General features: G+C 73.1%; 24 protein-coding genes and 1 tRNA gene. 14 read left to right on the top strand and 11 right to left on the bottom strand.

Features of this window, described 5'->3' with window-relative positions; translation table 11 throughout:
- Window positions 1-41: 41 nt before the first annotated feature.
- The 3 genes from JQC91_RS15150 to JQC91_RS15140 all read left to right on the top strand — a co-directional run bounded on the left by JQC91_RS15150 (window position 42) and on the right by JQC91_RS15140 (window position 3,906).
- On the top strand, window positions 42-1,616 hold the full coding sequence (locus tag JQC91_RS15150) for a Re/Si-specific NAD(P)(+) transhydrogenase subunit alpha (RefSeq protein ID WP_203288083.1): 1,575 nt from the start codon (window positions 42-44) through the stop codon (window positions 1,614-1,616).
- Between the two features lie 10 nt (window positions 1,617-1,626).
- On the top strand, window positions 1,627-3,144 hold the full coding sequence (locus tag JQC91_RS15145; protein WP_203288081.1) for an NAD(P)(+) transhydrogenase (Re/Si-specific) subunit beta: 1,518 nt from the start codon (window positions 1,627-1,629) through the stop codon (window positions 3,142-3,144).
- Window positions 3,145-3,345: 201 nt separating this feature from the next.
- The gene (locus JQC91_RS15140) at window positions 3,346-3,906 is read left to right on the top strand and encodes an outer membrane beta-barrel protein (protein ID WP_203288080.1); all 561 of its coding nucleotides are present in this window, start codon (window positions 3,346-3,348) and stop codon (window positions 3,904-3,906) included.
- A gap of 277 nt (window positions 3,907-4,183) precedes the next feature.
- On the opposite strand, the gene JQC91_RS15135 is transcribed toward JQC91_RS15140, so the two are convergent.
- Together JQC91_RS15135 and hppD are read right to left on the bottom strand one after the other, a co-directional pair.
- A complete protein-coding gene (locus JQC91_RS15135; RefSeq protein ID WP_203288079.1) occupies window positions 4,184-4,867 on the bottom strand; it encodes a D-lyxose/D-mannose family sugar isomerase in 684 nt (227 codons plus the stop codon).
- Window positions 4,868-5,074: 207 nt separating this feature from the next.
- On the bottom strand, window positions 5,075-6,184 hold the full coding sequence (gene hppD, locus JQC91_RS15130) for a 4-hydroxyphenylpyruvate dioxygenase (RefSeq protein WP_203288078.1): 1,110 nt from the start codon (window positions 6,182-6,184) through the stop codon (window positions 5,075-5,077).
- A gap of 112 nt (window positions 6,185-6,296) precedes the next feature.
- On the opposite strand from hppD, the gene JQC91_RS15125 reads away from it, so the two are divergent.
- On the top strand, window positions 6,297-6,770 hold the full coding sequence (locus JQC91_RS15125; protein ID WP_203288077.1) for an Lrp/AsnC family transcriptional regulator: 474 nt from the start codon (window positions 6,297-6,299) through the stop codon (window positions 6,768-6,770).
- 35 nt (window positions 6,771-6,805) lie between these two features.
- Window positions 6,806-8,704, top strand: coding sequence for a monovalent cation:proton antiporter-2 (CPA2) family protein (locus JQC91_RS15120; RefSeq protein ID WP_203288076.1), 1,899 nt, complete (start codon window positions 6,806-6,808; stop codon window positions 8,702-8,704).
- On the opposite strand, the gene JQC91_RS15115 is transcribed toward JQC91_RS15120, so the two are convergent.
- The 4 genes from JQC91_RS15115 to JQC91_RS15100 all read right to left on the bottom strand — a co-directional run bounded on the left by JQC91_RS15115 (window position 8,701) and on the right by JQC91_RS15100 (window position 12,395).
- Entirely contained in the window at window positions 8,701-9,165 is a 465-nt protein-coding gene (locus JQC91_RS15115) for a DUF1499 domain-containing protein (RefSeq protein ID WP_203288075.1), read from the bottom strand. The two genes, JQC91_RS15120 and JQC91_RS15115, sit on opposite strands and share 4 nt — an antisense overlap.
- Window positions 9,166-9,184: 19 nt before the next feature.
- Window positions 9,185-10,399 (bottom strand): DUF4147 domain-containing protein, encoded by a 1,215-nt coding sequence (locus JQC91_RS15110; protein WP_238941575.1) that lies wholly within the window; start codon window positions 10,397-10,399, stop codon window positions 9,185-9,187.
- A 46-nt stretch (window positions 10,400-10,445) separates the two neighbouring features.
- A tRNA-Leu gene (locus tag JQC91_RS15105) sits at window positions 10,446-10,530 on the bottom strand.
- A 155-nt stretch (window positions 10,531-10,685) separates the two neighbouring features.
- On the bottom strand, window positions 10,686-12,395 hold the full coding sequence (locus JQC91_RS15100; RefSeq protein WP_203288074.1) for an NAD(P)H-hydrate epimerase: 1,710 nt from the start codon (window positions 12,393-12,395) through the stop codon (window positions 10,686-10,688).
- Window positions 12,396-12,543: 148 nt separating this feature from the next.
- On the opposite strand from JQC91_RS15100, the gene JQC91_RS15095 reads away from it, so the two are divergent.
- From JQC91_RS15095 to scpB, 9 genes are all read left to right on the top strand, one after another.
- Window positions 12,544-12,882, top strand: coding sequence for a P-II family nitrogen regulator (locus JQC91_RS15095; protein WP_203288073.1), 339 nt, complete (start codon window positions 12,544-12,546; stop codon window positions 12,880-12,882).
- 44 nt (window positions 12,883-12,926) lie between these two features.
- On the top strand, window positions 12,927-14,333 hold the full coding sequence (gene glnA / locus JQC91_RS15090; RefSeq protein WP_203288072.1) for a type I glutamate--ammonia ligase: 1,407 nt from the start codon (window positions 12,927-12,929) through the stop codon (window positions 14,331-14,333).
- A 101-nt stretch (window positions 14,334-14,434) separates the two neighbouring features.
- Window positions 14,435-14,893, top strand: coding sequence for a hypothetical protein (locus tag JQC91_RS15085; protein ID WP_203288071.1), 459 nt, complete (start codon window positions 14,435-14,437; stop codon window positions 14,891-14,893).
- Window position 14,894: 1 nt separating this feature from the next.
- Window positions 14,895-16,079, top strand: coding sequence for a crosslink repair DNA glycosylase YcaQ family protein (locus JQC91_RS15080; RefSeq protein ID WP_203288070.1), 1,185 nt, complete (start codon window positions 14,895-14,897; stop codon window positions 16,077-16,079).
- Window positions 16,080-16,140: 61 nt separating this feature from the next.
- Window positions 16,141-17,883, top strand: a complete 1,743-nt coding sequence (gene argS / locus JQC91_RS15075) for an arginine--tRNA ligase (protein WP_203288068.1) — start codon at window positions 16,141-16,143, stop codon at window positions 17,881-17,883.
- A 127-nt stretch (window positions 17,884-18,010) separates the two neighbouring features.
- Window positions 18,011-19,072, top strand: a complete 1,062-nt coding sequence (locus tag JQC91_RS15070) for an SPOR domain-containing protein (RefSeq protein ID WP_203288066.1) — start codon at window positions 18,011-18,013, stop codon at window positions 19,070-19,072.
- A gap of 147 nt (window positions 19,073-19,219) precedes the next feature.
- Window positions 19,220-20,203 carry a glycoside hydrolase family 3 protein gene (locus JQC91_RS15065; protein WP_203288064.1) on the top strand — a complete coding sequence of 328 codons (984 nt, stop codon included), beginning with the start codon at window positions 19,220-19,222 and terminating at the stop codon, window positions 20,201-20,203.
- A gap of 8 nt (window positions 20,204-20,211) precedes the next feature.
- On the top strand, window positions 20,212-21,012 hold the full coding sequence (locus tag JQC91_RS15060; RefSeq protein ID WP_203288062.1) for a ScpA family protein: 801 nt from the start codon (window positions 20,212-20,214) through the stop codon (window positions 21,010-21,012).
- A complete protein-coding gene (scpB, locus tag JQC91_RS15055; RefSeq protein ID WP_203288060.1) occupies window positions 21,009-21,653 on the top strand; it encodes an SMC-Scp complex subunit ScpB in 645 nt (214 codons plus the stop codon). The genes JQC91_RS15060 and scpB overlap by 4 nt, the downstream gene beginning before the upstream one ends.
- A gap of 202 nt (window positions 21,654-21,855) precedes the next feature.
- On the opposite strand, the gene JQC91_RS15050 is transcribed toward scpB, so the two are convergent.
- Genes JQC91_RS15050 through JQC91_RS15030 form a run of 5 tightly spaced genes read right to left on the bottom strand, consistent with a single transcriptional unit; the run spans window position 21,856 to window position 25,236 of the window.
- On the bottom strand, window positions 21,856-22,767 hold the full coding sequence (locus tag JQC91_RS15050; RefSeq protein WP_203288058.1) for an ATP-binding cassette domain-containing protein: 912 nt from the start codon (window positions 22,765-22,767) through the stop codon (window positions 21,856-21,858).
- On the bottom strand, window positions 22,760-23,431 hold the full coding sequence (modB, locus tag JQC91_RS15045; RefSeq protein WP_203288056.1) for a molybdate ABC transporter permease subunit: 672 nt from the start codon (window positions 23,429-23,431) through the stop codon (window positions 22,760-22,762). The genes JQC91_RS15050 and modB overlap by 8 nt, the downstream gene beginning before the upstream one ends.
- Window positions 23,428-24,171, bottom strand: a complete 744-nt coding sequence (gene modA, locus JQC91_RS15040; protein WP_203288054.1) for a molybdate ABC transporter substrate-binding protein — start codon at window positions 24,169-24,171, stop codon at window positions 23,428-23,430. Before modA ends, modB begins: the two co-directional genes overlap by 4 nt.
- Window positions 24,146-24,793, bottom strand: a complete 648-nt coding sequence (locus tag JQC91_RS15035) for an SDR family NAD(P)-dependent oxidoreductase (protein ID WP_203288052.1) — start codon at window positions 24,791-24,793, stop codon at window positions 24,146-24,148. Before JQC91_RS15035 ends, modA begins: the two co-directional genes overlap by 26 nt.
- Window positions 24,793-25,236, bottom strand: coding sequence for a DUF1178 family protein (locus JQC91_RS15030; protein ID WP_203288050.1), 444 nt, complete (start codon window positions 25,234-25,236; stop codon window positions 24,793-24,795). The genes JQC91_RS15035 and JQC91_RS15030 overlap by 1 nt, the downstream gene beginning before the upstream one ends.
- Between the last annotated feature and the right edge of the window lie 62 nt (window positions 25,237-25,298).

Here is a 25,298-nt window from a genome sequence, read left to right as displayed (position 1 = left end):
CCCCCGCTATATCGCCGGGGGATGGGCATCGGAGGACTCGCATGAAGATCGGCGCACCGAAAGAGGTCACCCCGGGCGAGAACCGGGTCGCCATCACGCCCGAGTCGGCCGGCCATCTGCAGAAGCTGGGCCATGAGGTCGCCGTCGAGAAGGGCGCGGGGCTGGCCGCCGGCTTCACCGACGAGGCCTACAAGGCGGCCGGCGTCGAGGTGATCGCCACGCCCGCCGCGCTCTACAAGGTGGCCGATGTCGTCGCCAAGGTCCGCCCGCCCACCGAGACGGAGGTCAAGCGCCTCCGCAAGGGCCAGACGCTGATCTCCTTCTTCTACCCCGGGTCCAACGAGGACCTGATGAACCTCGCCCGCGACCGCGGCGCGACCGTGATCGCGATGGACATGGTCCCCCGCATCTCCCGCGCGCAGAAGATGGACGCGCTGTCCTCCATGGCGAACATCGCGGGCTACCGCGCCGTGATCGAGGCGGCGAACAACTTCGGCCGCTTCCTCACGGGTCAGGTCACCGCCGCCGGCAAGGTGCCGCCCGCCAAGGTGCTGGTCGTCGGCGCGGGCGTCGCGGGCCTCGCCGCCATCGGGACGGCGACGTCGCTGGGCGCGATCACCTACGCCTTCGACGTCCGCCCCGAGGTGGCCGAGCAGATCGAGTCGATGGGCGCGGAGTTCGTCTTCCTCGAGTTCGAGGACTCCGAGCTGCCCGACGGGGCCGAGACCGGCGGCTACGCGCCCCCCTCCAGCCCCGAGTTCCAGGCTAAGCAGCTCGAGAAGTTCCGCGAGCTGGCGCCCGAGATGGACATCGTCATCACCACGGCGCTGATCCCCAATCGCGACGCGCCGATCCTGTGGACGAAGGACATGGTCGAGGCGATGAAGCCCGGCTCCGTCGTCGTGGACCTCGCCGCCGAGCGGGGCGGCAACTGCGAGCTGACCGTCCGCGACGACAAGATCGTCACCGACAACGGCGTGACCATCGTCGGCTACACCGACTTCCCGTCCCGCATGGCGACGCAGTCCTCCAACCTCTACGGCAACAACGTCCGGCACATGATGGCCGACCTGACGCCCGCGGGTGACGGCGCGGTCGTGCACGACATGGAGGACGACGTGATCCGCGGCGCCACCATCGCCCATTCCGGCGAGGTCACGTGGCCGCCCCCGCCCCCCAAGGTGCAGGCCATCGCGGCCAAGCCCAAGGAGAAGGTCGTCATCCCGACCCCCGAGGAGCAGCGCGCCGCAGAGGTGGCAGCGTTCCAAGCCGAGACCAAGCGGCAGGCGATCCTGCTGGCCGTGGGCGGCGCGCTCGTCCTGCTCGCGGGCCTCTTCACGCCCGCGTCCTTCATGCAGCACTTCATCGTGTTCATGCTGGCCTGCTTCGTCGGCTTCCAAGTGATCTGGGGCGTGGCCCACTCGCTCCACACGCCGCTCATGGCCGTGACCAACGCCATCTCGTCGATCATCATCCTCGGCGCATTGCTCCAGATCGGAAGCGGCAGCTTCCTCGTGACGCTGCTCGCGGCGCTCGCGGTCTTCATGGCCGGGATCAACATCTTCGGCGGCTTCCTCGTCACCCGGCGCATGCTCGCCATGTTCCAGAAATCCTGAGGAGAGCCCCGTGGAACTCGGATTCACCAACGCGGCCTACGTCGTCGCAGGCGTCCTCTTCATCCTGTCCCTGGGCGGCCTGTCCTCGCAGGAGAGCGCCAAGCGCGCCATCTGGTACGGCATCGCGGGCATGGCGCTGGCCGTCGCCGCCACGCTCGTCGGCCCCGGCGCGGGGCTCTGGCCCGTCTCCATCATCCTGATCGGGCTGGGCGGTGCCATCGGCTACGTCCTCGCCAACCGGGTGCAGATGACGCAGATGCCCGAACTGGTCGCGGCGATGCACTCCCTCGTGGGCCTCGCCGCCGTGTTCGTCGGTCTCAACGCCCATATCGAGATCGGGCGCGTGGCCGAGGCGTTCGCCGAGGCGAACATCCTCTGGCCCCTGCCCTACGACCGCACCCCCGAGGCGGCGCTCGCGATGGGCGCGGTGACGGAGCAGTTCCGCGGCTTCGCCGACCTCATCGCCAAGAAGATCCCCGTCGAGATCACCATCCTCCAGATCGAGCTGGCGCTCGGCGTCTGGATCGGCGCGATCACCTTCACCGGCTCGGTCGTCGCCTACGGCAAGCTCGCCGGCGGCTCCTCGCTCCTGCCCTTCAAGATCGACACCTCCGCAAAGAAGCTGCCCGGCGGGCACTTGCTCAACGCCGCCGCCGCCGCGATCTCGCTCCTCTGCCTGTTCTGGTACCTCGGCACCGGCTCCGGCCTCGCCCTCGCCATCCTGACGATCGCCGCGCTCTTCATCGGCTACCACCTCATCATGGGGATCGGCGGCGCGGACATGCCGGTCGTCGTCTCCATGCTCAACAGCTACTCGGGCTGGGCGGCCGCGGCGATCGGCTTCTCCTTGGGCAACGACCTGCTGATCGTGGTCGGCGCCTTGGTCGGCTCCTCGGGCGCGATCCTGTCCTACATCATGTGCAAGGCCATGAACCGCTCCTTCGTGTCCGTCATCCTTGGCGGCTTCGGCGGCCCGGCGGGCGAGCAGATGGCCGTCGAGGGCGAGCAGGTCGCCATCGAGGCCGACGGCGTGGCCCAAGCCCTCAACGAGGCCGACAGCGTCGTCATCGTCCCCGGCTACGGCATGGCCGTGGCGCAGGCGCAGGGCACGGTGGCGGAGCTCACCCGCAAGCTGCGCGCCAAGGGCAAGACGGTGCGCTTCGCCATCCACCCCGTCGCGGGCCGCCTGCCCGGCCACATGAACGTGCTCTTGGCCGAGGCGAAGGTGCCCTACGACATCGTGCTGGAGATGGACGAGATCAACGACGACTTCCCCGACACGGACGTGGTCATCGTCATCGGTTCCAACGACATCGTGAACCCCGCCGCGCAGGACGACCCGAACAGCCCCATCGCGGGGATGCCCGTGCTGGAGGTCTGGAAGGCCAAGCAGGTCTTCGTGTCCAAGCGCGGACAGGGCACCGGCTACTCGGGCATCGAGAACCCGCTGTTCTTCAAGGACAACACGCGGATGTTCTACGGCGACGCCAAGGCGTCGCTCGACAGGCTCCTGCCGCTGATCGACTGATCCGCTCGGCGCGGATCCGCCGATCCGCGCTGCCGCCGCCGCGCCCGAAGGCGCCCCGAGGGCCATGATGCACGGGCGATCGGGGCCCATGTTGCCCTTAGGTCACGTGACCGTGCGAATGTCCGGCCCCTCGGATCGTTGTGACCCCCCAACGCGTATCCTATTGGAACGCAACAACCCGCACTCGGAAGGAATCCTCCCATGCGCTTCCCGACCCTCACCGCCGCCGCGGCCCTGCTCGCCGCGCCGGCCGCCTTCGCCGGCAACGTCGAGCCGATCGCCGCGCCCGTCGTCATCGCCCAGCCCGCGCCGCTCGTGGACTGGTCCGGCGGCTACGTCGGCGGTGGCCTCGGCTACGCCGACTACGACGTCAGCGACGATGACGACGACGACGATGATGACGACGACGATGGCGACGACGTCGGCGGCGGCCTCTTCGTCGGCTCCAACTTCCAGCAGGGCAACCTCGTCTACGGCGGCGAGCTCGGCCTCGGCTTCGCCGACGACATCGACTACGCCGTCGACCTTCGCGGCCGCGTCGGCTACGCCGCCGGGCGCGCCCTGCCGTTCCTCAGCGTCGGCTACAGCTTCATCGACGAAGGCGACGTCGAGATCGAAGGCCCCTCCGTCGGCCTCGGCCTCGACTACATGCTCAACGACCGCATGTTCGTCGGCGGCGAGGTCCGCTACGTGGACCTCGAGGGCGACGGCACCGACGTCGAAGGCACCGGCGTGGGCCTGCGCCTCGGCTTCCGTTTCTGATCGGATCGTCACGACGGGAAGGGGCGGGCGCGCAGCGTCCGCCCCTTTTCCGTGCCCGGACGGCGCCTCCCGCAGGCGGCGTCCCCCAGAACGTCGAACGCCCCGGCCCTATCAGGACCGGGGCGCCGCTCACACGGACGCTCCCCGCACCGCACAACCACCGAGGAACGCCCGGAGCCCGGGCCGTCCGAACCGCTGATGCCGGACGGGGTGATGCTTCACGGGACGAACCGCCCCCGCCCGCCGATTGTTCCCCGATCGGCGACACACGATTCGCTCAGAGCCACCGCGCGTAGTCGCTGGCGAGCAGATGGGTCGGCGCCTCGTCCTCCTCGATCTCCGCGAAGCGCCCGATCGGCTCCCGGAACCAGTTGTCCGTCTCGTCGTCGTTCACCGTGCTGACCTCCCCGATCAGCACGTCGCCCCCCTCGCCCCAGAAGGCGTGCCAGTCCCCCGGCATCAGCGTCACGCTCTCGCCCGGCGCGAAGCGCAGCACCTCGCCCGGCGCGAAGTCGCGGCGGATGCCGTCGCAGAACACCGTCCCGCCCGCCGTCTCGTCGAAGCTGCCGTCCGGGGCCGAGCCGTACATCTCGATGGCCAGCGTCGCGCCGCCCCGGTTGATGATGTCCTCCGCCTTCACCCAGTGCCGGTGCATGGGCGACAGCTGGTCGTGGCGCGAGATCATGATCTTCTCGGCGTAGCACATGCCCCCGCCCCGCTTCAGGTCCGCCTCGCGCCCGTTGCGCGTGGTGAATAGGAACAGACCCATCTCCCCGAACCGGCCCGCGCCGTAGTCGGTGACGTCCCAGCCCAGCCGCGCGTCGATCAGCGGCCCGATCTCGCCGCGGCGCGCGCGCATCTCGTCCGGCGTCCAGTAGGCGAAGGGCGGCAGGATGTGCCCGAAGGAGCGGATGAACGCGTCCCCCTCGGCCATGATGGCGTTGATCTCGGATCGCTTCACGGGGGCCTCCGGTTCGGGTCGCGGCACGATAGGCGCGCGGCCCGACCGACGAAAGCGCCCCGTCGGGCCCCCGAACCTTAACGAAAGATGACCACCCGTATGAACGCGCGTATGCACGGCGTATGCACGACATATGCACGGGGGGTGCACGCATGGCACCCCCCACGCCCCGCGCACGGATCGCCCGATCCATGCGCGATGCGCGCATCACGACGCCTTCAGCACGCCCCGGTCGATCTGGTCCTGCTCGATGGCCTCGAAGAGCGCCTTGAAGTTGCCCTCCCCGAACCCGTCGTCGCCCTTGCGCTGGATGAACTCGAAGAAGATCGGCCCCACGCAGGTCTTCGAGAAGATCTGCAGCAGGATGCGCGTCTCGCCGCCCCCCCCGCCGTCCAACTCGACCACCCCCTCGCCGTCGATCAGGATGCCGTGCTCGGCCATCCGGTCCAGCGGCTCCTCGTGGCCCGTCACGCGTTCGGTCGACTGCGGGTAGTAGGCGGCGGGCGGCGGCGGCATGAACCGCACCCCGTTGGCCGCGATGGCGTCGACGCTGGGGTAGATGTCCTTCGCCCCCACCGCGATGTGCTGGATGCCCTCGCCGTTGTAGCGCTTGAGGTATTCCACGATCTGCCCCGTCTCGCCCCGGTCCTCGTTGATTGGGATGCGGATGCGCCCGCAGGGCGAGGTCAGCGCCCGGCTGAATAGGCCGGAATGCTTGCCTTGGATGTCGAAGAACCGGATCTCGCGGAAGTTGAACAGGTCGCCGTAGAAGCGGAACCAGACGTCCATGTTCCCCTTGTGGACGTTGTGCGTCAGGTGGTCGAGGTAGTGGAACCCCACCCCCTCGGGGTTGGCCTCCGCGATCCACTCGAACTCCGCGTTGTAGGGGCTGGCCTCGTGGTGGCCGTCCACGAAGTAGATCAGCGAGCCGCCGATGCCGACGATCGCGGGCCGGTCCATCACCTTGCCCGGCCCCTCGTAGGGCTCCGCCCCCTTCGCCACCGCGTGGGCGAAGGCGTGGGCCGCGTCGGCCACCCGCCAGCCCATCGACGGGGCGCATGGGCCGTGCTCGTCCACGAAGGCCATCGCGTGGCTGCCGGGCTCGGCGTTGATCAGGTAGGTGACGTCCCCCTGCTGCCAGACCTCCACGGCCTTCGTGCGGTGCGTGGCCACGTGGGCATAGCCCTGCGCCGCGAACACGTCGCGCAGCGCCTGGGGGTCGGGATGCGCGAACTCCACGAACTCGAACCCGTCCGTGCCGGCGGGGTTCGCGTCGCTGACCGTGGCGGGGGCGGCGTCGTGCGGGAAGGGGCCCATTGCGTTCTCCTTTGCTCGCGGGGAACCTAGCGCGACCGCGCGGCGCCCGCCGCGCATCCATCGAACCAACATCGGAGGCGGATGCGCGTTCCGCGCATCCCCACGCCCGTCCATGCAAGACCGACGCACGCCCCTCGACGCCACCGACCGCGCGCTCCTCCGCCACCTCTCCCGCGACGCCACCCTCTCGGGCGAGGCGCTGGGGCGGGAACTGGGGCTCTCGGCCAGCCAAGCCGCCCGCCGCCGCGCCCGGCTGGAGGCCGAGGGCGTCCTCCGCCCGCCCCGCGCCCGGCTCGACCCGGCCGCCCTCGGTCTCGGCGTGCAGGCCTTCGTCGAGGTGCAGATGGCCACCCACCAGCCCGAGCGCGCCCGCGCCTTCCTCCGCACCTTGGAGCAGGAGGCGCGCGTCACCGACGTGTGGACCCTGACGGGCGAGGCCGACTACCTGCTCCGCGTCTGGTGCGACGACCTCGCCGCGCTCAACGCCCTCGTCCACGGTGTCCTGCTACCCCACAAGGCGGTCGCCCGCGTCCAGAGCCGGATCGTCATGGCCCAGCCCAAGGCGGACGGCCCGCTGCCCGTCTAGTTGCCCCCTCAGCCCGGACGCCCTAGCCGTCGGGCATGGAAGCCGCCCTCCTCCAAGCCGCCATCTACCTCGCCGCCGCCACGCTCTGCGTCCCGCTCTCGATCCGCTTCGGCCTCGGCTCCGTCCTCGGCTACCTGATCGCGGGCGTGCTGATCGGGCCGGTCCTCGGCCTCGTCGGCTCCGAGACCGAGACGCTGCAGCACTTCGCCGAGATCGGCGTCGTGATGATGCTCTTCGTCATCGGCCTCGAACTCCAGCCGCGCACGCTGTGGGACATGCGCGCCAAGCTGCTGGGCCTCGGCCTCGGGCAGGTCGTCGCCACGGTCGCCGCCGTGGCCGCCGTGGCATGGGCTCTCGGCACCGCCCCCGCCGAGGCCGTCGTGCTCGGCATGATCCTCGCCCTGTCCTCGACCGCGATCGTCATGCAGACCCTGCAGGAGAAGGACCTCGACCGGACGCCGGGCGGGCGCTCGGCCTTCTCTGTGCTGCTCGCGCAGGACATCGCCGTGATCCCGATGCTCGCCCTCATGCCGCTCCTCGCGGTCGGGCAAGCGGCGGGCGACGCTCATTCCGACGACCACGGCCCCGCGATGGGCGACGGCGGCGCGATGGAGATGGCCGAGGCCGCCTCGGGCTGGGTCGACTCGCTCCCCGGCTGGGGCATGGCGCTGCTGACCGTCGCGGCGGTGGCGCTCATCGTCGTCGGCGGGACGTTCCTGACCCGCCCCGTGTTCCGCTACGTGGGCCGCGCCCGCCTGCGCGAGATGCTCACGGTCGTCTCGCTGCTCTTCGTGCTGGGCGTCGCGGCGCTGATGACGCTGATCGGCCTGTCACCGGCCCTCGGCGCCTTCCTCGCCGGGGTCGTCCTCGCCAACTCGGAGTACCGCCACGAGCTCGAGGCCGACATCGAGCCGTTCAAGGGCATCCTGCTCGGGCTGTTCTTCATCACCGTGGGCGCGGGGATCGACTTCGGCACGCTCGCCGGCGCCCCGCTCCTCGTGCTGGGCATCACCGTGGGCCTGATCGCGCTCAAGGCCGCGCTGCTCTGGGGCCTCGCCACGCTGTTCCGCCTGCGCGGACCGGATAGGCAGCTCTTCGCCTTGGGCCTCGCGCAGGCCGGCGAGTTCGGCTTCGTCCTCACCTCCGTCGCCGTCGCGGCGGGCGCGCTGGGGGGCGACCTGTCGCGCGTCGTGCTCCTGGCCATCGCGCTGTCGATGCTGGCCACGCCGCTCCTGTTCATCCTGCAGGGATGGCTGGCCGAGCGGTCCAAGGCCGCCCCGGGCGAGGCCCCCGCCGACGAGATCGACGCCCGCAGCCGGGTCATCATCGCGGGCGTGGGCCGCTTCGGGCAGGTCGTGCAGCGGATGCTCACGGGGGCGGGCATCGCGCCCGTCGTCCTCGACCGCGACGTCGAGACGATCGAGCTGCTGCGCGGCTTCGGCGTCCGCACCTACATGGGCGACCCGACCCGCGCCGAGGTCTTAGCGGCCGCCGGGCTGGCCGAGGCGGACGTCCTCGTGGTGGCGCTCGACGACCGGGCCGACGCGGTGCGCCTCGTGCGGATGGCGCTGGAGGCGAACCCTGACGTCACGATCGTCGCGCGCGCCTACGACCGCGTGCACGTCTACGAGCTCTACCGCGCGGGCGCGCGCCTCATCGTGCGCGAGATGTTCGACTCCTCGCTGCGCGCGGGCCGCTACGTGCTGGAGAACGTCGGCTTCTCCGAGACCGAGGCGCACGAGATGGAGGTGGCGTTCTACAAGCACGACCGGGCCTCCCTCGCCGAGCTCGCCGAACTGTGGGAGCCCGGCACGCCCGTGGCCAAGAACGACGCCTACCGCGCCCGCGCGCGGGAGTTGAACCAGACCTTGGAGAACGCGCTCCTCGGGCGGTTCGGCGAGGACGCGGCGGCGGCGGAGGCCACGCGGGACTAGGCGCCCAGCGCGGCCAGCCAGTCGTCCACCCGCGCCTCGTTCGCGCCGAGGTCGGAATGCCCGAACCGCGAGCGCGACCACAGCATCAGCCGCGCCCCGTTCCCGTCCGGGACCGCCTTGACCGAGATGGCGTCGGGGTAGCCGACCAAGGGCGTGCGCTCAACATAGGTGGCCCACCCCTCCTGCGGCGTGCCCGCGATCCGCACCGCGCCCCGCGCGGCGGCCATCGCGTCGAGCCGCAGCATCAGCGCCTGCACCCCCTCGTCGAAGCGCACCGGCGCGGCGTCGCCGCCGGGGGCGACGAGGAAGTCGTTGGGCTTGCCCGTCCGCTGCGCGATCTCGGGGTCGGCGTGCCAGTCGTCGGCGGGCATCGCGGCGGTGCGGACGTAGATCGCCCCCGCCGCGCCGATGGCGAGCGCGGCGATCCCGGCGGTGGCGAGGATGCGGGTGGTGCGGCTCATTCGGGTCTCCTTCGGGGGCTCAATGCACGACGAGGGCCTGCAGATCCGCGACGTTCGTGCCCGTCCCCCCCGTGACGAGCAGGTCGCCCGACGCGGCCAGCGCCGGGTTGGCGTCGTTGTCGGCCAGCCGCGCGACCGGGTCGATGCCGGCGGCGCGCATCCGGGCCAGCGTGCCGTCGTCCACCACGGCCCCCGCGGCCTCCGTCGGCCCGTCCCGCCCGTCCGTGCCACCCGACAGGAAGGTCCAGCGGCGGCCCCACCCCTTCAGCGCCAGCGCGACGCGCAGGGCCAGTTCCTGGTTGCGCCCGCCCCGGCCCCGCCCGCGCAGGACGACCGTGGTCTCCCCGCCCCAGAGCGTGGTGCCCGGCCCTCGCCGGGCGGCGGCGGCGATGCGGGCGGCGGCGTCGGCCACGTCGCCCACCAGCGGGTCGGGATCGACGGCGGCGTCCGGCGCCGCCCGGCCCATCGCCGCGAGCGACAGCGCGTTCGATCCGATCAGCGTCCAGCCCGCGTCGGGCGGCGGGGCGGGGTCCGGCCGGTCGAGCGCCGCGCGCACCGAAGCGGCCACGCGGTCCCACAGGCCCGCCGCCCGCAGCACGGCCCGCGCCTCGGCATGGCCCGTCGTGGGCGCGACCGTGGGGCCGGAGGCGATGGCCTGCGGGTCGTCCCCGATCACGTCCGACAGGATCAGCGCGTCGAGCCGGGCGGGCGCGGCGGCGCGGGCCAGCCCACCGCCCTTGAGGCGCGAGAGCGCGCGGCGCACGGCGTTCATCGCCTCGATATCCAGCCCCGCGCCGAGCAGCAGGCGCGAGACCTCCGCCTTCTCCTCCGGCGTCACGCCCGCCACCGGCGCGATGGCCAGCGCCGAGCCGCCACCCGAGATCAGCACCAGCGCGCGCCGCCCCGCGCCCAGCGCCGCGGCGCGGTCCAGCAGCGCCGCCCCCGCCCGCGCCGAGGCGGCGTCGGGGACGGGATGGGCACCGAGGATCGCCTCGGCGCCGGGCAGGTCTGCGGCGTTCTCGGGGTTCGTGACGACGAGCGTCGGCGTGCCCGCGAAGCGGTCGAGCGCGGCGCGCGCCATCGGGATCGCGGCCTTGCCCAGCGCGAGGATCGCATCGGGGGCCGCGTCGGGGAGATGGGCCGTCGTGGCCGCGTGGGGATCGGCCCGGGCGACGCCGGCCTCGAAGAGGCGGATCAGGCGGTCGCGGGGCGAGGACGGGATCGGATCGGTCAAGCGCGGCCCCCCGGCATCGTCGCGCCCGGCGGCCGGGGCGCGGATGTGGTGCGGGTGAAGGGACTCGAACCCCCACGCCTCGCGGCGCCAGAACCTAAATCTGGTGCGTCTACCAGTTCCGCCACACCCGCATCCGCGCTGCGGATAGCAGCCGGGCGGGTTCCACGGAAGTGCCCCATTTCGGCCCGACGGCTGCCGCGCGGGTCCGGTGGACCGTCCCCATGTGCATCCAAGTGAGAGAAAGCGCGAAGGCGCTCGCCGCGAAGTCGCAGCCGATCCGCCCGCGCTAGGACAGCGCGCGCAGCACGGCGGGCAGGCGGTCCGGCAGGTCCTCGGCAATGAGGCCCGGCCCGAACCCGCGCGCCGCCGCGGCATGCAGCCAAGCGGCCTGTGCCCCGGCGAGACCGGGGGGCCAGCCCCGTGCCATCAGCCCCGCCGCGATCCCCGCCAGCACGTCCCCCGCCCCCGCGGTGGCGAGGTCGGGCACCGCGTGAGGCCCGACCGAGGCGACGACATGCGCTCGGCCGTCCGGCTCGGCCACCACGGTGTCCGGCCCCTTCAGCAGCACCGCGCAGCCCAGCCGCGCCGCCGCGTCCCGCGCCGCGTCGATCTTCGAGTACATCGGCGCCCGCTCCTCCGCCCGCGCGGCGGGGCCGGCCGCGTCCGCATCGTCCGGAGCCGCCGGGCGGGTCGGCGACAGGCGGTCCGCGAGGTCGGGGCAGAGCGCGCGGAACTCGCCCATGTGCGGCGTGAGCAGGCAGCGCGGGTGCAGCCGCCCCCGCAGGTCGGCATCCTCGCCCAGCATCCGCAGCGCGTCCGCGTCCAGCACCGTCGCGCGCCCCGCCCCGAGGGCGGCCGCCACGAGGTCCCGCTCCCGCCCGCCGGAGCCGAGCCCCATGCCGAGGCAGAGCGCCGTCAGCCGCCCGTCCTCCAAGGCCGCGCGCAGCGCGTCGCCGTCCGCGATCCGCGCGATCATCACCGCGTCGAGGCGGCAGGCGTTCTCCGGCACGGCGGCGGGCGGGCAGCCCAGCGTCACCGCCCCCGCCCCCACGCGCAGCGCACCCCGCGCCGCCAGCCGCGCGGCCCCGCCCCGGCCCACCCCGCCGGACAGGACCAGCGCGTGGCCGTGGTCGTACTTGTGCCCCTGCCCCTTGGCGAAGGGGCGCGCCCCGCCGAGCGGCGGGCGCCCTTCGGGCACCTGCCACGGCGAAGGCAGCGGTGCGGACGGCCCCTCCGCCGAGAGGAGGCCGGTCCGCACCGGCGTCACCTTGCGCATCGGTCCGCCCCGGAAGGCCTCGCCCTCGCGCCACCGCGCGACACCGATGTCCGCGACCACCACCCGCCCGCACAGGTCGGGGCCGTGGCCCAGCAGGTGGCCCGGCTTGGGCGAGTCGAACGTCACCGTCAGGCGCGCATGGGGCGTGGGCGAGCCGAACGGGTCGGGCACGCCCGGCACCCGCCCGCTGTCGGCGTCGAGGCCCGACGGCAGGTCGACGGCGAGGGTGCGCGGTTGGAAATGACCGTAGTCGCCCCCCGAACCGGCCCAGTAGCGCATCAGGTCGCCGACCTCCCCCGTGGCCGGCCCCCGCGCCCCCGTGCCGAACAGGGCGTCGACGTAGAGGTCCGCGTCCGCGCCGCCGCGGAACCCGTCGTAGGTCAGCGGCACGGCCCGCAGCCCCGCCGCCTTGGCCGCCCGCCGCGCGGCGGCGGCGTCGGGGCCGCGCCGGACCGAGGGCATCGCGAGGACGCGGACCGTCCAGCCCGCGTCGTGCAACAGGCGTGCGATCACGAACCCGTCGCCCCCGTTGTTGCCCGGCCCGCAGACGACCACGGCCGTGGACCCCGGCCCGAGGTCCGGCCACTCGTCCGCCACCGCATCGACGCAGGCCGCGCCGGCCCGCTCCATCAGGGCCAGCCCCGTCACCTCGCCCGAGGCCATCGCCGCCGCCTCGATTCCCCGCATCCGCGCGGCGGTGACCAGTTCGACCCGCCTCATTCCCAATCTGCCCAATAATTGACCACGACGCCCGTTTCGCGGGCATCGGAGGGGATTCCATCCGGAGGCGCCCGCCCCGCCGCACCCTAGCCGATTGAGGCCGCCCCACCACCCGGCGACAGGAGGCCCCGACGCGGAGGAGAGGCGAATGAAGAAGCTCGAGGCGATCATCAAGCCGTTCAAGCTCGACGAGGTGAAGGAGGCCCTGCAGGGCATCGGCATCCAAGGTCTGAGCGTGGTCGAGGTGAAGGGGTTCGGACGCCAGAAGGGGCACACCGAACTCTACCGCGGCGCGGAGTACGTCGTCGACTTCCTGCCGAAGGTGAAGATCGAGGTCGTGCTCGCCGACGACATGGTCGACGCCGCCGTCGAGGCCATCGTCGACGCGGCCAAGACGGACAAGATCGGCGACGGCAAGATCTTCGTCAGCTCGGTCGAGCAGGCCATCCGCATCCGCACCGGCGAGACCGGCGAAGACGCGATCTGACCCCCCACACCCACGAACGACCATACCAGCGAGGGAGCCCCCCCATGAGCAAGGACACTGTCCTCAAGACGATCAAGGACGAGGAGGTCGAGTACGTCGACATCCGCTTCACCGACCCGCGCGGCAAGCTGCAGCACGTCACGGTGATGGCCGATCAGGTCGATGCCGACTTCATCGAGGAAGGGTTCATGTTCGACGGCTCCTCCATCGCCGGATGGAAGGGCATCGAGGCGTCGGACATGAAGCTGATGATGGACACCGAGTCCGCCTACGTCGACCCGTTCTACGCCGAGAAGACGCTGTGCGTGCACTGCTCCGTGGTCGAGCCCGACACCGGCGAGGCCTATGACCGCGACCCGCGCGGCACCGCCGAGAAGGCCGAGGCCTACCTCAAGTCGTCCGGCATCGGCGACAGCTTCTTCTGCGGCCCCGAGGCGGAGTTCTTCCTCTTCGACAACGTCCGCTACTCGAACACGATGCAGAAGGTCTCCTTCGAGGTCGATGCCGCGGACGCCGCGTGGAACACCGACGCCGAGTACGAGATGGGCAACATGGGCCACCGGCCCGGCGTCAAGGGCGGCTACTTCCCGGTCAACCCGACCGACGCCTCCCACGACCTGCGCTCCGAGATGCTCTCCACGATGAAGCGGATCGGCATGAAGGTGGACAAGCACCACCACGAGGTGGCGTCCTGCCAGCACGAGCTGGGCCTGATCTTCGACAGCCTGACCAAGCAGGCCGACGAGCTTCAGAAGTACAAGTACATCATCCACAACGTGGCGCATGCCTACGGCAAGTCGGCGACGTTCATGCCCAAGCCCATCGCGGGCGACAACGGCACCGGCATGCACGTCAACATGTCGATCTGGAAGGACGGCAAGCCGCTCTTCGCGGGCGACCAGTATGCCGACCTCTCGATGGAGGCGCTCTACTTCATCGGCGGCATCCTCAAGCACGCCAAGGCGCTGAACGCCTTCACCAACCCCTCGACCAACTCCTACAAGCGCCTGATCCCGGGCTTCGAGGCCCCGGTGCTGCGCGCCTACTCGGCCCGCAACCGCTCGGGCTGCGTGCGCATCCCGTGGACCGAGTCGCCGAAAGCGAAGCGCGTCGAGGCCCGCTTCCCCGACCCGTCGGCCAACCCCTACCTGTGCTTCTCGGCGCTGCTGATGGCGGGCCTCGACGGCATCCAGAACAAGATCCACCCGGGCGAGCCCTCGGACAAGGACCTCTACGACCTGCCCCCCGAGGAACTGGCCGGCATCCCGACCGTCTGCGCGTCCCTTCGCGAGGCGCTGGACGAGCTGGAGAAGGACCACGAGTTCCTGCTGGCCGGCGGCGTGTTCACGCGCTCGCAGCTCGAGGGCTACATGGAGCTGAAGTGGGAGGAGGTGTACGCGTTCGAGCACACCCCGCACCCCGTCGAGTACGGCATGTACTACTCCTGCTGATCGCCCCCACGGCGACGGCGGACGGGCGGCCCTCGGGCCGCCCTTTCTCGTCCCCGCCGCCGCGCCTAGGGTGCGCGGACCCTCACGCGCCCGGACCCGCCATGACCCGCACCCTGCTCGCCGCCCTCCTCCTCGCCACGCCCGCCGCCGCGCAGGACGCCCCGCTCGACGGGACGTGGGTGACGACGCCCATGGGCATGACCCTCGCCGAGGCCTGCCCCGAGGCGTTCATGGCCATCGCGTCCCAGATCGCCGAGGCGACGGCGCGGACCCAGGCCGAGGAGATCGCGTGGGGCGGCACCTTCGATCCCTCCACGGTCCCCGCCTTCAACCGCGTGGGCGAGGGGCAGCGCATCGACTGGACCCGCGACGGCGAGACGTGGTCGGGCGCGATGTCCGAGGACGGGCAGGACGCCGGGACGATCACGCTGACGCTGCTCGCGCCCGACCGGATCGACTCGGGGGTGCGGATGGACATCGCGTCGATGATGGGCGGGGCCGCCGGCGGGCTGGAGGGCTGCGACCTGACCCTCGACTTCGAGCTGCGCCACGAGGGCTGAGGTGCCGCGCGAGCGCCTTTCCCCGTCCGAGGCGCGCCGCCTCGCCATCGCGGCGCAGGGGCTGCACCAGGGCGCCCCGCGGATGGACGTCGTGGGCGCCGCACGCCGGATGCGCCTGCTCCAGATCGACAGCGTCAACGTGGTCGCGCGCGCGCACCTGCTGACGCTCCACGCCCGCCTCGGCCCGTTCGACCCGGCGGACCTGCACCGCGCGGCCTATGGCGGGCGGCGGCGCAGGCTGTTCGAGTATTGGGGGCACGAATGCTCCTACGCGCCCGTGGAGGACTGGCCGCTCTGGCAGTGGCGCATGAAGGACGCCCGCCAAGGCATTGGCCTGTATGGCAACCTCGCGCGGTTCGGGCGGGAGAGGCGCGACCTGATCGACGCGACGCTCGCCCGGATCGAGGCGGAAGGGGCGGTGTCCTCCGGCGACCTCGGGGGCCGCGGCGAGGGCGGCTGGTGGGGCTGGTCGGAGACCAAGCAGGCGGTCGAGTGGCTTTTCTGGGCGGGGCGCCTGACCACGGCCACGCGGGGCGGCACCTTCGAGCGGGTCTACGACCTGCCCGAGCGCGTCTTGCCCCGCGCCGCCCTCGACGCGCCCGTCCCCGATCGGGCCGAGGCGCAGGCCCGGCTCATGGACCATGCGCTGCGGGCGCAGGGCGTGGCGACCGAGGGCGACCTGCGCGACTTCCTCCGCCTCAGGCCCGGCGACAGCCGCGCCGCCCTGTCCCGCCTCGCCGAGGAGGGCGTGGCCGTCCCCGTCCGCATCACCGGCTGGCCCGAGGCGTGGATGCACCGCGACGCGCGCATCCCCAGGACGGTCGAGACGACGCGCCTGCTGGCCCCCTTCGACCCCCTCGTCTGGACCCGCGACCGGGCCGAGCGGCTGTTCGGGATGCGGGTGAAGCTGGAGATCTACACCCCGGCGGAGCAGCGCCGCCACGGCTACTACGTGCTGCCCTTCCTCCTCGGCGACGCGCTGGTGGCCCGCGTGGACCTCAAGGCGGACCGCAAGGCGGGCGTCCTGCGGGTGCTCGCGACCCACGGCGAGGATCACGCCCCGGACCACGCCTGCGCGGCCTTGGGCGACGCGCTGCGGGGCATGGCGGGCTGGCTCGGGCTGGAGAGGATCGAGGTCGCGCCGAAGGGCGACCTCGCGGCGCGGCTGGCGGGCGCGTGCGCCTGACGTTGCGCCCGCGCATCCCCTGCCCTATCCGGCTCTCCGCCCGCCCCAGGAGACCGAGCCCATGAACCTCTTCGCCGACATCCGCGCCGCCGTGATCGACGCCGTGGACGCGATGACCCGCGGCGGCTCGCTCCCCGAGGGGCTGGAGACGCGGGGCATCTCGGTCGAGCCCCCGCGCGACGCCTCCCACGGGGACATGGCGACGAACGCGGCCATGGTGCTGGCCAAGCCCGCCGCCAAGAAGCCCCGCGACATCGCCACCGGGCTGGCCGCCCTGCTGGCGCGGGACCCGCGCATCGCGAGCGCCGAGGTCGCCGGGCCGGGCTTCCTCAACCTCCGCCTCGCCCCCGCCGCGTGGCAGGGCGTGGTCGCGGCCGTCCTCGACCAAGGGACGGCCTTCGGGCGCTCCGGCATGGGCGAGGGCCGGAAGGTCAACGTCGAGTACGTCTCGGCCAACCCGACCGGCCCGCTCCACGTGGGCCACACGCGGGGCGCGGTGTTCGGCGACGCGCTGGCCTCGCTCCTGGCCTTCACCGGCCACGACGTGACGCGGGAATACTACGTCAACGACGGCGGCGCGCAGGTCGACGTGCTGGCCCGCTCGGTGTTCCAGCGCTACCGCGAGGCGCATGGCCTCACGCCTGAGTTCGGCGACGGCGAGTATCCGGGCGACTACCTCGTGGAGGTGGGCGAGGCGCTCAAGGCCAAGGTCGGCGACGCCTATCTCGACAAGGGCGAGCAGTACTGGCTGGAGGAGGTCCGCGACTTCGCGATCGACGCGATGATGGACCTGATCCGCCGCGACCTCGACCTCCTCGGCGTGAAGATGGACGAGTTCTTCTCCGAGCGGAGCCTCTACGGCACCGGACGGATCGAGGCCGCGCTGGAGGCGCTGGACGACAAGGGCCTGATCTACACCGGCACGCTCGAGCCGCCGAAGGGCAAGACCCCCGAGGACTGGGAGCCGCGCGAGCAGACGCTGTTCAAGTCGACCGAGCATGGCGACGACGTGGACCGCCCGGTCAAGAAGTCGGACGGGTCGTGGACCTACTTCGCCCCCGACATCGCCTACCACTACGACAAGATCGAGCGCGGCTTCGACGCGCTGATCGACGTGTTCGGCGCCGACCACGGCGGCTACGTTAAGCGGATGAAGGCCGCCGTCTCGGCGCTCTCGGACGGAAAGGTGCCGCTCGACGTGAAGCTGACGCAGCTCGTGAAGCTCACGAAGGACGGCCAGCCCTTCAAGATGTCCAAGCGGGCGGGCACCTTCGTCACGCTCTCGGACGTCGTGGACCTCGTCGGCGCGGACGTGACCCGCTTCGTCATGCTGACGCGCAAGAACGACGCGCCGCTCGACTTCGACGTCGACGCCGTGCTCGAGCAGTCGCGCGACAACCCCGTCTGGTACGTGCAATACGCCCACGCCCGGATCATGTCCGTGCTCCGCAAGGCCGCCGAGCAGGGGTGGGACGTCTCGGACGACGCGCTGCGCGGCGCGGACCTCGCGGCGCTCGACCACGAGGCCGAGGCCGCGCTGATGGCCAAGCTGGCAGAGTGGCCGCGCATGGTCGAGATCGCCGCCAAGGGCCACGAGCCGCACCGGATCGCCTTCTATCTCTACGACTTGGCGGGCGCCCTTCACGCGCATTGGAATCGTGGCAACGATGTGGCGGACCTCCGCTTCCTGCAGGATTCGCGCGACACGTCCTTGCCGAAGGTGGCCCTCGCGCGGGCGACCGCCTTGGTGATCGCGGCGGGCTTGGGCATCTTGGGCGTCGAGCCGGCGCAGGAGATGCGGTGAACCGCGTCCCATGACCAGACGCGCCGGCCGAGGGTACGAGGCGGGCGCGTCAACCACGGCGGCCCCAACGCAGTGAACCAAGACGTCCGCGCGGCCACGGCGGCGACGGACGCGTGGAGGCAGGCCAATGTCGGACATGGATCATCTCAACGGGGTCGGCGCGCCGTCGCAGCCCCCGCTCGTCGCGCCCGCGCGCCGCGCCCCCGCCGCCGGCCCCGCGCCCGCGCCGTCGGCGCAGGCGCGATTCGGCACCGCCGGCTGGGCCGGCGCGATGGCGTCGCTCGCCGTGACCGCCGGGATGGCCGTCTGGGCGGTCCAGCTCACGATGCGCGACGTCTCCGACGTCCCCGTGATCCGCGCCCTCGAAGGGCCGATGCGCGTGGCCCCCGAGAACCCGGGCGGGCAGCAGGCGGCCTATCAAGGCATGGCGCTCTCCGACATCACCTCGGGCCGGGGCGCCGCCCTCGCGCCCGACGCGGTGGCGCTCGCCCCCGATCCGATCGCCCTCGACGCCGCGCCCTTGGGCGTGCAGGTCGCCGCCGGGCCGGTGAGCCGCCCCCTGCCCCGCACCGTCCAGAACATCACCGACACCGTCAGCCGCACCGCCATCTCGCGCGACGCGGCCGCCGCCGCCGCGGCGGCCGTGATCGCCGCGCCGTCGCCCCTCTCGACCGAGGTGGACCACGGGGCCGTCGCCGACGCGATCGCCGCGACCTCCACGCTCGCCACGCCCGGCGCGGACCCCGCCGCCGAGGCGCTCGCCGCCGCGCACGCGCCCGAGCTCCTCGAGACGACGGCGGGCCAGCCCCACGCCTCCGCCCGCCCCAGGATGCGGCCGGCCGGGCGCCCCGCCCTCGCCGCCGCGCCCGTCCCGGCGGACGCGCCGCAGGTCGCCGCCGCCGGCGGCGTCCGCGACGTCGAGCCCTCCTCGATCGCGCCGGGCACCCGCGTGGCGCAGCTCGGCGCCTTCGACAGCGAGGTCATCGCCAAGCGCGAGTGGGAGCGCCTGTCGAACCGCTTCCCCGAATACCTCGGCGGCAAGTCCCGCATGATCATGAAGGCGCAGTCCGGGGGCCGCGACTTCTGGCGCCTGCGGGTGGTGGGCTTTGACGACGGCGACGCCGCGCGGCGGTTCTGCTCGGCGCTGACGGCGCGCAACGCGGCCTGCATCCCCGTGACGATGCGCTGAGACCCCCGAAGCCCCGGCCCCGCGCCGGGGCTTGCGCGTTCCAGGGCAGGCATCCCGGCAACGCCCCGCCACCGACCGCGCGCCCCTCGCTTGCACGAGGCCCGCGCCGCCCCGCATAGACCTGCCGAGATCGATCCGGAGGCCGCCATGCCCGGTGCCTACATCCTCGGCTGCGAAGGCCCCGACCTGTCCCGCGACGAGGCCGCCTTCTTCCGCGACGCCGACCCGTGGGGGTTCATCCTGTTCGCCCGCAACGTCGACACCCCGGACCGGCTGCGCGCGCTCACCGCGGACCTGCGGGCCGCCGTGGGGCGGCAGGCGCCGATCCTCGTGGACCAGGAGGGCGGGCGCGTGCAGCGCCTCGGCCCGCCCTTCTGGTCCCGCTGGCGCCGCCCGCTGACGCAGATGGACCGCGCCGCCGATCCCGTCCGCGCCATGTGGCTGCGCGCGCGCCTCATAGCGCAGGAGCTCCACGACGTCGGCATCGACGTGAACTGCACGCCGACCGCCGACATCGCCACGGACGCGACCCACGAGTTCCTGCTCTCCCGCCTCTACGGGCGCACCCGCGAGGAGGTGATCGCCCGCGCCCGCGCCAACGCCGAGGGCTGCCTCGCGGGGGGCGTGCTGCCGGTGGTCAAGCACATCCCCGGCCACGGGCGGGCGGCGGCCGACAGCCACAAGCGCCTGCCCCACGTCGACGCCTCCGCCGACGCCCTGCGCTCGACCGACTTCGCGGTGTTCCGGGGGCTCAACGACCTGCCGCTGGGGATGACCGCGCACGTCGTCTACCGCGACATCGACCCCGACCGGCCCGGCACCCACTCGTCCGCGATCATCCGCGAGATCCGCGAGACGATCGGCTTCGGCGGCCTGCTGATGACCGACGACATCTCGATGGGCGCCCTGCCCGGCGACATGGCCACGCGCTGCGCGCGGTCCATCGCGGCGGGCGTCGACGTGATCCTGCACTGCAACGGGGAGCAGGGCGACATGGAGGCGGTCGTCTCCGTCTCCGGCGCGCTCTCCGGCGACGCGCTGCGGCGCGCAGACGAGGCCCTCGCCTTCCGCGCCCCGCCCGAGGAGATCGACCTCGACGCGGCCCGTGCGGAGATGGACGCGCTGGCGTAGGGAGCCCCATGACCGACCCGGACGACTTCGAGGACGGCCCGCCGCGGGACGACGTCGACGCACGCCGCGCGATGGAGGCGCTGGTGGTCGACGTGGACGGCTACGAGGGGCCGCTCGACGTGCTGCTGACGCTGGCGCGCGGCCAGAAGGTCGACCTCGCCAAGATCAGCGTCCTCGACCTCGCCCGCCAGTACCTCCGCTTCGTCGAGACCGCCGCCGAACTGCGGATCGAGCTGGCCGCCGACTACCTCGTGATGGCCGCGTGGCTCGCCTTCCTGAAGTCGCGCCTGCTGCTCCCCCCCGACCCCACCGAGGAGGGGCCGTCCGCCGCCGACATGGCCGCCCACCTCGCCTTCCAGCTGGAGCGGCTGGAGGGGATGCGCCGCGCCGCCGCCAAGCTGATGGCGCTGGACCGGCTGGGCCGCGACGTCTTCGCCCGCGGCATGCCGCAGGAGGTCGTCCGCGCCCGCCACGTCACCTACGACTGCACGCTCCTCGACCTGCTCCAAGGCTACGCCCGCGTCCGCACCCGCGACGACTTCCGCCCCTACGTGATGGACCGCGAGGGGGTGCTCACGATGGAGGAGGCGCTGGAGCGGCTGCGCCCGCTGATCGGCGACTTCGCCGACTGGACGGACCTGTCGGCCTTCCTCCCCGACGGCTGGGACACGCCCGCCCAGCGCCGCTCCGCGCTCGCCGCGACATTCGCCGCCTCGCTGGAGCTGGCCAAGCACGGGCAGGTCGAGATCCGCCAGGACGCGACCTTCTCCCCCATCAGCCTCCGGCGCGCGGGGACGCGGGGCGCATGACCGACGCCCTCTTCCCCGCCCCGCCGCAGGCAGAGCAGGAGCGCATGGTCGAGGCCATCCTCTTCGCCGCAGCCGAGCCGGTGACGATCGCCGACCTGCAGGCCCGGATGCCCCACGGCTGCGAGGCCGCGCCCGCCCTTGACGCGCTCGCCCGCCGCTACGAGGGGCGCGGCGTCCGCCTCGTGAAGGTGGGCGACGCATGGGCCATGCGCACGGCCCCCGACCTCGCCTTCCTGATGACCCGCGAGACGGTCGAGACTCGCAAGCTGTCGCGCGCCGCCGTCGAGACGCTGGCCATCGTCGCCTACCACCAGCCCGTCACCCGCGCCGAGATCGAGGAGATCCGCGGCGTCTCCGCCTCGCGCGGCACCTTCGACCAATTGATGGAGCTGGAGTGGATCAAGCTCGGGCGCCGCCGCGAGACGCCGGGCCGCCCCGCCACCTTCGTCACGACCCGCGCCTTCCTCGACCAGTTCGGGTTGTCGAGCCCGCGCGATCTGCCGGGGCTCAAGGAATTGCGGCAGGCCGGGCTGCTGGAGCGGACACCGCCCGAGGCGGAGCAGACCGAGGGTGAGGCCGGGCTCTTCGGGGACGCGGACAGTCCGGACGAGAACGATGCGGATGACGTCCCACGACCATAGAGTCTGACGATCGGGCTAACGCACCCGCGCGGTACGCGAGCGCCAGCGAGCCGCGCATCGCCGGGCCGTCCCCACGGCACGGCGATCCATCTCCGGTACCGCGACGGGTCGGCGTTGTGCGGGGGTGAGGGATAAATCACGCCGCGGATGGCGCGCATCGCCGCGCCACGGCCCTGCGATGCGCTCTCGGCTCGCCCTCGATCTAGGGTCCGCCGCGCAACACGGCGAACCGCATCCCCTCGATCGGCGCATCCCCCACGTCCGCCAGCAGCCGCACCCCGCCCGTGTCGCACACCGCCACACCGTCCCGCACCCGCTCCACGCGCACCGGCACCACCACGCCGCCCGCGACCTCCACCCGCTCCGAGACCAGCACCACGTCCCGCGCCCGCACCCGCCCCACGACGCCCAGCCCGTCCGCCTCGGTCAGCACGACGCCCGCCTGCCCCGCCCCCAGCCGCGCCGCGCGCACGGGGTCGCCCAGCACCTCCGCCAGCGGCCCCGCGTCCACGACCCGCCCGCCATCGAGGAAGGCCACCCGGTCGGCCAGCGCCACCACCTCCTCCGCGTCGTGGGTGATCAGCAGCATCGGCACCCCCGTCGCCTTCAGTCGAGCAAGGTAGGGCAGGATCGCCCCGCGCAGCCGCGCGTCGAGCGAGGCCAGCGGCTCGTCCAGCACGACCAGCCGCGGCTCCGTCAGCAGCGCGCGGCCCAGCGCAACCCGCGCCGCCTCGCCACCCGACAGGTGGCGCGGACGCCGGTCGAGCAGCGGGCCCAGTTCCAAGAGGTCCACCACCTCCCCCAGCCGCCCGTCCCCCGGCGCGCCGTAGAGCAGGTTCGCGCGCACGTCCCGGTGGGGCAGCAGGCGCGCGTCCTGGAACACCGTGCCGATCCCGCGCCGGTGGGGCGGCACGTCCGTGCCTTGGTCCCACAGCACCCGCCCGTCCAGCGCGATCCGCCCCGACTCGGGCCGCGCCAGCCCCGCGACCGCGCGCACGAAGGTCGTCTTTCCCGCCCCCGACGGCCCGAACAGCGCGGTCACGCCGCCGGGCGCCACCACCTCCGCGTCCAGCGCGAAGGCCCCGCGCGACAGCCGGACCCGCGCCTCAAGCACCGCGCACCCGCGCCGCCACCCGCCGGGCCAGCCATTCCGACAGGCCCAGCGCGACGACCGCCACGACCACCGCCACCAGTACCAGTCCCCGAGTCGCAGCCTCCGCGCCCGGCACCTGCAGGAAGGCGTAGATCGCCGAGGGCAGCGTCCGCGTCTCGCCGGGGATGGAGGCCGCGAAGGTGATCGTCGCGCCGAACTCCCCCATCGCCTTGGCGAAGCCGAGGATCGCCGCGGCCAGGATGCCCGGCGCGATCAGCGGCAGCGTCACCGTCGCCATCACGCGCCACGGCGACGCCATCGTCGCCGCCGCCTCCTCCACGCGGGGGTCCACCGCCTCCAGCGCGAGGCGGATGGGTCGCACCATCAGCGGGAACGCCATCACGCCCGCCGCCAGCGCCGCCCCGGTCCAGCGGAAGGCAAAGGGAAGGAAGCCCAGCGGTCCGGCAGGCGCGAAGACCGCCAGCAGCGCGTAGCCGGTCACCACCGGCGGCAGGATCAGCGGCAGCAGCACCGCCACCTCCACCAGCCACCGCCCCCGGAACGCCACCCGCGCCAGCAGCCACGCCACCGCGAAGGCCAGCGGCATCCCCGCGAGCGTCGCCACCGCGGCGACGCGCAGCGAGAGGCGCAGCGCCTCCCACGCCTCGGGCGGCAGGTCGATCACGCGAAGCCGTGGGCGGCGAAGGTCGGGCGGGCGTCCGCGATGGCCGCGAGGAGCGCCTCGGCCCCCGGCGCGGCGCGGGCCGTGACGGCGGCGGGGTAGCGGATCGGCGCGTGGGCGGTCGCGGGAATGGCCGCCACCTCGGCCACGTCGGCGCGGCGCAGGTCCGAGCCGTAGACCAGCCCGAGTGGCGCGGCCCCGCGCGCCACGTAGGCCAGCGCGGCGGTCACGCTCTCGGACAGCAGCAGCCGCTCGGACAGCGCGCCCCACGCGCCCAGCGTCTCCAAGGCCTGCTGCGCGTAGCGCCCGGCGGGGACCGACATCGGGTCGCCCATCGCCAGCCGCCCGGACCCGAGCCGCGCCTCCAGCGCCTGCGCCGACAGGTCCACCGGCGCCGCGCCCGCCGGTCCCGCCAGCGCCAGCCGGTTGCCCGCCACGTCGACCACCCCGCCCCGCGTCGCGCCCTGCGCCGCCAGCCAGTCCGCCCAGTCCGTCGCGGCCAGCACCACCACGTCGGCGGGCGCCCCCGCCGCCACCTGCCGCGCCAGCAGGCCGGACCCGCCATAGGCGACGCGCGCGCCCCGCGCGGCGGCGATCTCGTCCAGCGGCCCCTTGAGCGAGGCGGCGGCGAAGACCGTCAGCGGCGCGGCGGCGACCAGCGGCGCCGCCAGCAGCGCCGCGCCCAGCCCGCATCCGAGGACACGGCGGCGCGTCGGGTCAGAAGGGGAGCGGCGTTCCGTCATAGGACCTGATCACGCCCGAGCCCGCCCCGGTCAAGCCGGGCTCCAGCGCCGCGAACCCGTCCCAGAGGCCTTTGGCCGACTCCTCCGGCGACACCGCCGCCGACGATCCGCCCATGTCGGTGCGCACCCAGCCCGGATGGAAAGCGCCCACCGCCACCTTCGGCGCCAGCGCCACGGCGAGATTGGCCGCGAGGTTCGTCGCCGCCGCCTTGGACGCCCGGTAGGCGAAGGCGTTGGGCGCGGGCCGCGCGGAGATGCCCATCTGCGACGACACGATCGCCACCTTGGCGCCGTCGCGCAGGCAGGGTCGCATCGCGCGCACGACGGCGAACACGCCCACGACGTTCACCTCCATCGCCATCCGCATCATCTCGTCGGTGGTGCCGTCCAGATCGACGCCCTTGTCCGGATAGACGCCCGCGTTGCAGACCAGCAGGTCCACCTCGCCCACCCGGCCCGGCAGCGCCGCCACCGACGCCGCGTCCGTCACGTCCACCGCCGGGTCGCCGTCGCGCGTCGTGCCGATTACGTCCCAGCCCCGCGCGCGCCCCTCGGCCACCAGCGCCGCGCCGATCCCGCGCGAGGCCCCCACGATCAGCGCGCGGCTCTCGGAACGGGGCATCAGTTGCTCTTGGCCTTAGGCCGGAACGGCAGCGGCGCGACCGGCAGCCCGTCCTCCAGCATCGACTTGGCCTCCGAGGGCGTGGCCTCGCCCCAGACGGGCCGCTCCGGCGTCTCGCCCGACGCCTGCGCGCGCACCTCCTTGGCGAAGCCCTTGCCCACCCACGTGGAGTTCGCCTCCACCTTGGCGCGCAACTCCGAGATGGCCTTCTCCAGCTTCGAGGCGGGCTCGGACAGCTTGGGCGCGGCGGGCAGGTTCGCCGCCTCCTTGCGGTTGCCCTTGGTGCCCACCTTCGGCGCCATCAGCGCCTTGGACACACCGCCGCCCCCGCAGACCGCGCAGGACAGCAGCCCCTTCGACGCCAGCGCGTCGTAGGCCTCGCCCGACTGGAACCACGATTCGAAGTCGTGCCCGTCGGCGCAGCGGAGGGAGTACTTGATCATCGCGCCCCCAATCTATGGCCCCGCACGGGCGGCGCAAGGACGCGGGCGCTTGGCCCCGGCCC

It is taken from the genome of Jannaschia sp. Os4 (assembly GCF_016820245.1).
Taxonomy (GTDB): Bacteria; Pseudomonadota; Alphaproteobacteria; order Rhodobacterales; family Rhodobacteraceae; genus Jannaschia.
This window is presented reverse-complemented; position numbering and strand designations above follow the sequence as displayed.

What these genes read in the sequence shown, in the direction of transcription:
- JQC91_RS15150 (WP_203288083.1), top strand. Translation starts at nt 42, where the DNA reads ATGAAGATCGGCGCACCGAAAGAGGTCACCCCGGGCGAGAACCGGGTC.
- JQC91_RS15140 (WP_203288080.1), top strand. Translation starts at nt 3,346, where the DNA reads ATGCGCTTCCCGACCCTCACCGCCGCCGCGGCCCTGCTCGCCGCGCCG.
- hppD (WP_203288078.1), bottom strand. Translation starts at nt 6,184, where the DNA reads ATGGGCCCCTTCCCGCACGACGCCGCCCCCGCCACGGTCAGCGACGCG.
- JQC91_RS15125 (WP_203288077.1), top strand. Translation starts at nt 6,297, where the DNA reads ATGCAAGACCGACGCACGCCCCTCGACGCCACCGACCGCGCGCTCCTC.
- JQC91_RS15120 (WP_203288076.1), top strand. Translation starts at nt 6,806, where the DNA reads ATGGAAGCCGCCCTCCTCCAAGCCGCCATCTACCTCGCCGCCGCCACG.
- JQC91_RS15115 (WP_203288075.1), bottom strand. Translation starts at nt 9,165, where the DNA reads ATGAGCCGCACCACCCGCATCCTCGCCACCGCCGGGATCGCCGCGCTC.
- JQC91_RS15100 (WP_203288074.1), bottom strand. Translation starts at nt 12,395, where the DNA reads ATGAGGCGGGTCGAACTGGTCACCGCCGCGCGGATGCGGGGAATCGAG.
- JQC91_RS15095 (WP_203288073.1), top strand. Translation starts at nt 12,544, where the DNA reads ATGAAGAAGCTCGAGGCGATCATCAAGCCGTTCAAGCTCGACGAGGTG.
- glnA (WP_203288072.1), top strand. Translation starts at nt 12,927, where the DNA reads ATGAGCAAGGACACTGTCCTCAAGACGATCAAGGACGAGGAGGTCGAG.
- JQC91_RS15085 (WP_203288071.1), top strand. Translation starts at nt 14,435, where the DNA reads ATGACCCGCACCCTGCTCGCCGCCCTCCTCCTCGCCACGCCCGCCGCC.
- argS (WP_203288068.1), top strand. Translation starts at nt 16,141, where the DNA reads ATGAACCTCTTCGCCGACATCCGCGCCGCCGTGATCGACGCCGTGGAC.
- JQC91_RS15070 (WP_203288066.1), top strand. Translation starts at nt 18,011, where the DNA reads ATGTCGGACATGGATCATCTCAACGGGGTCGGCGCGCCGTCGCAGCCC.
- JQC91_RS15065 (WP_203288064.1), top strand. Translation starts at nt 19,220, where the DNA reads ATGCCCGGTGCCTACATCCTCGGCTGCGAAGGCCCCGACCTGTCCCGC.
- JQC91_RS15060 (WP_203288062.1), top strand. Translation starts at nt 20,212, where the DNA reads ATGACCGACCCGGACGACTTCGAGGACGGCCCGCCGCGGGACGACGTC.
- scpB (WP_203288060.1), top strand. Translation starts at nt 21,009, where the DNA reads ATGACCGACGCCCTCTTCCCCGCCCCGCCGCAGGCAGAGCAGGAGCGC.
- modA (WP_203288054.1), bottom strand. Translation starts at nt 24,171, where the DNA reads ATGACGGAACGCCGCTCCCCTTCTGACCCGACGCGCCGCCGTGTCCTC.
- JQC91_RS15035 (WP_203288052.1), bottom strand. Translation starts at nt 24,793, where the DNA reads ATGCCCCGTTCCGAGAGCCGCGCGCTGATCGTGGGGGCCTCGCGCGGG.
- JQC91_RS15030 (WP_203288050.1), bottom strand. Translation starts at nt 25,236, where the DNA reads ATGATCAAGTACTCCCTCCGCTGCGCCGACGGGCACGACTTCGAATCG.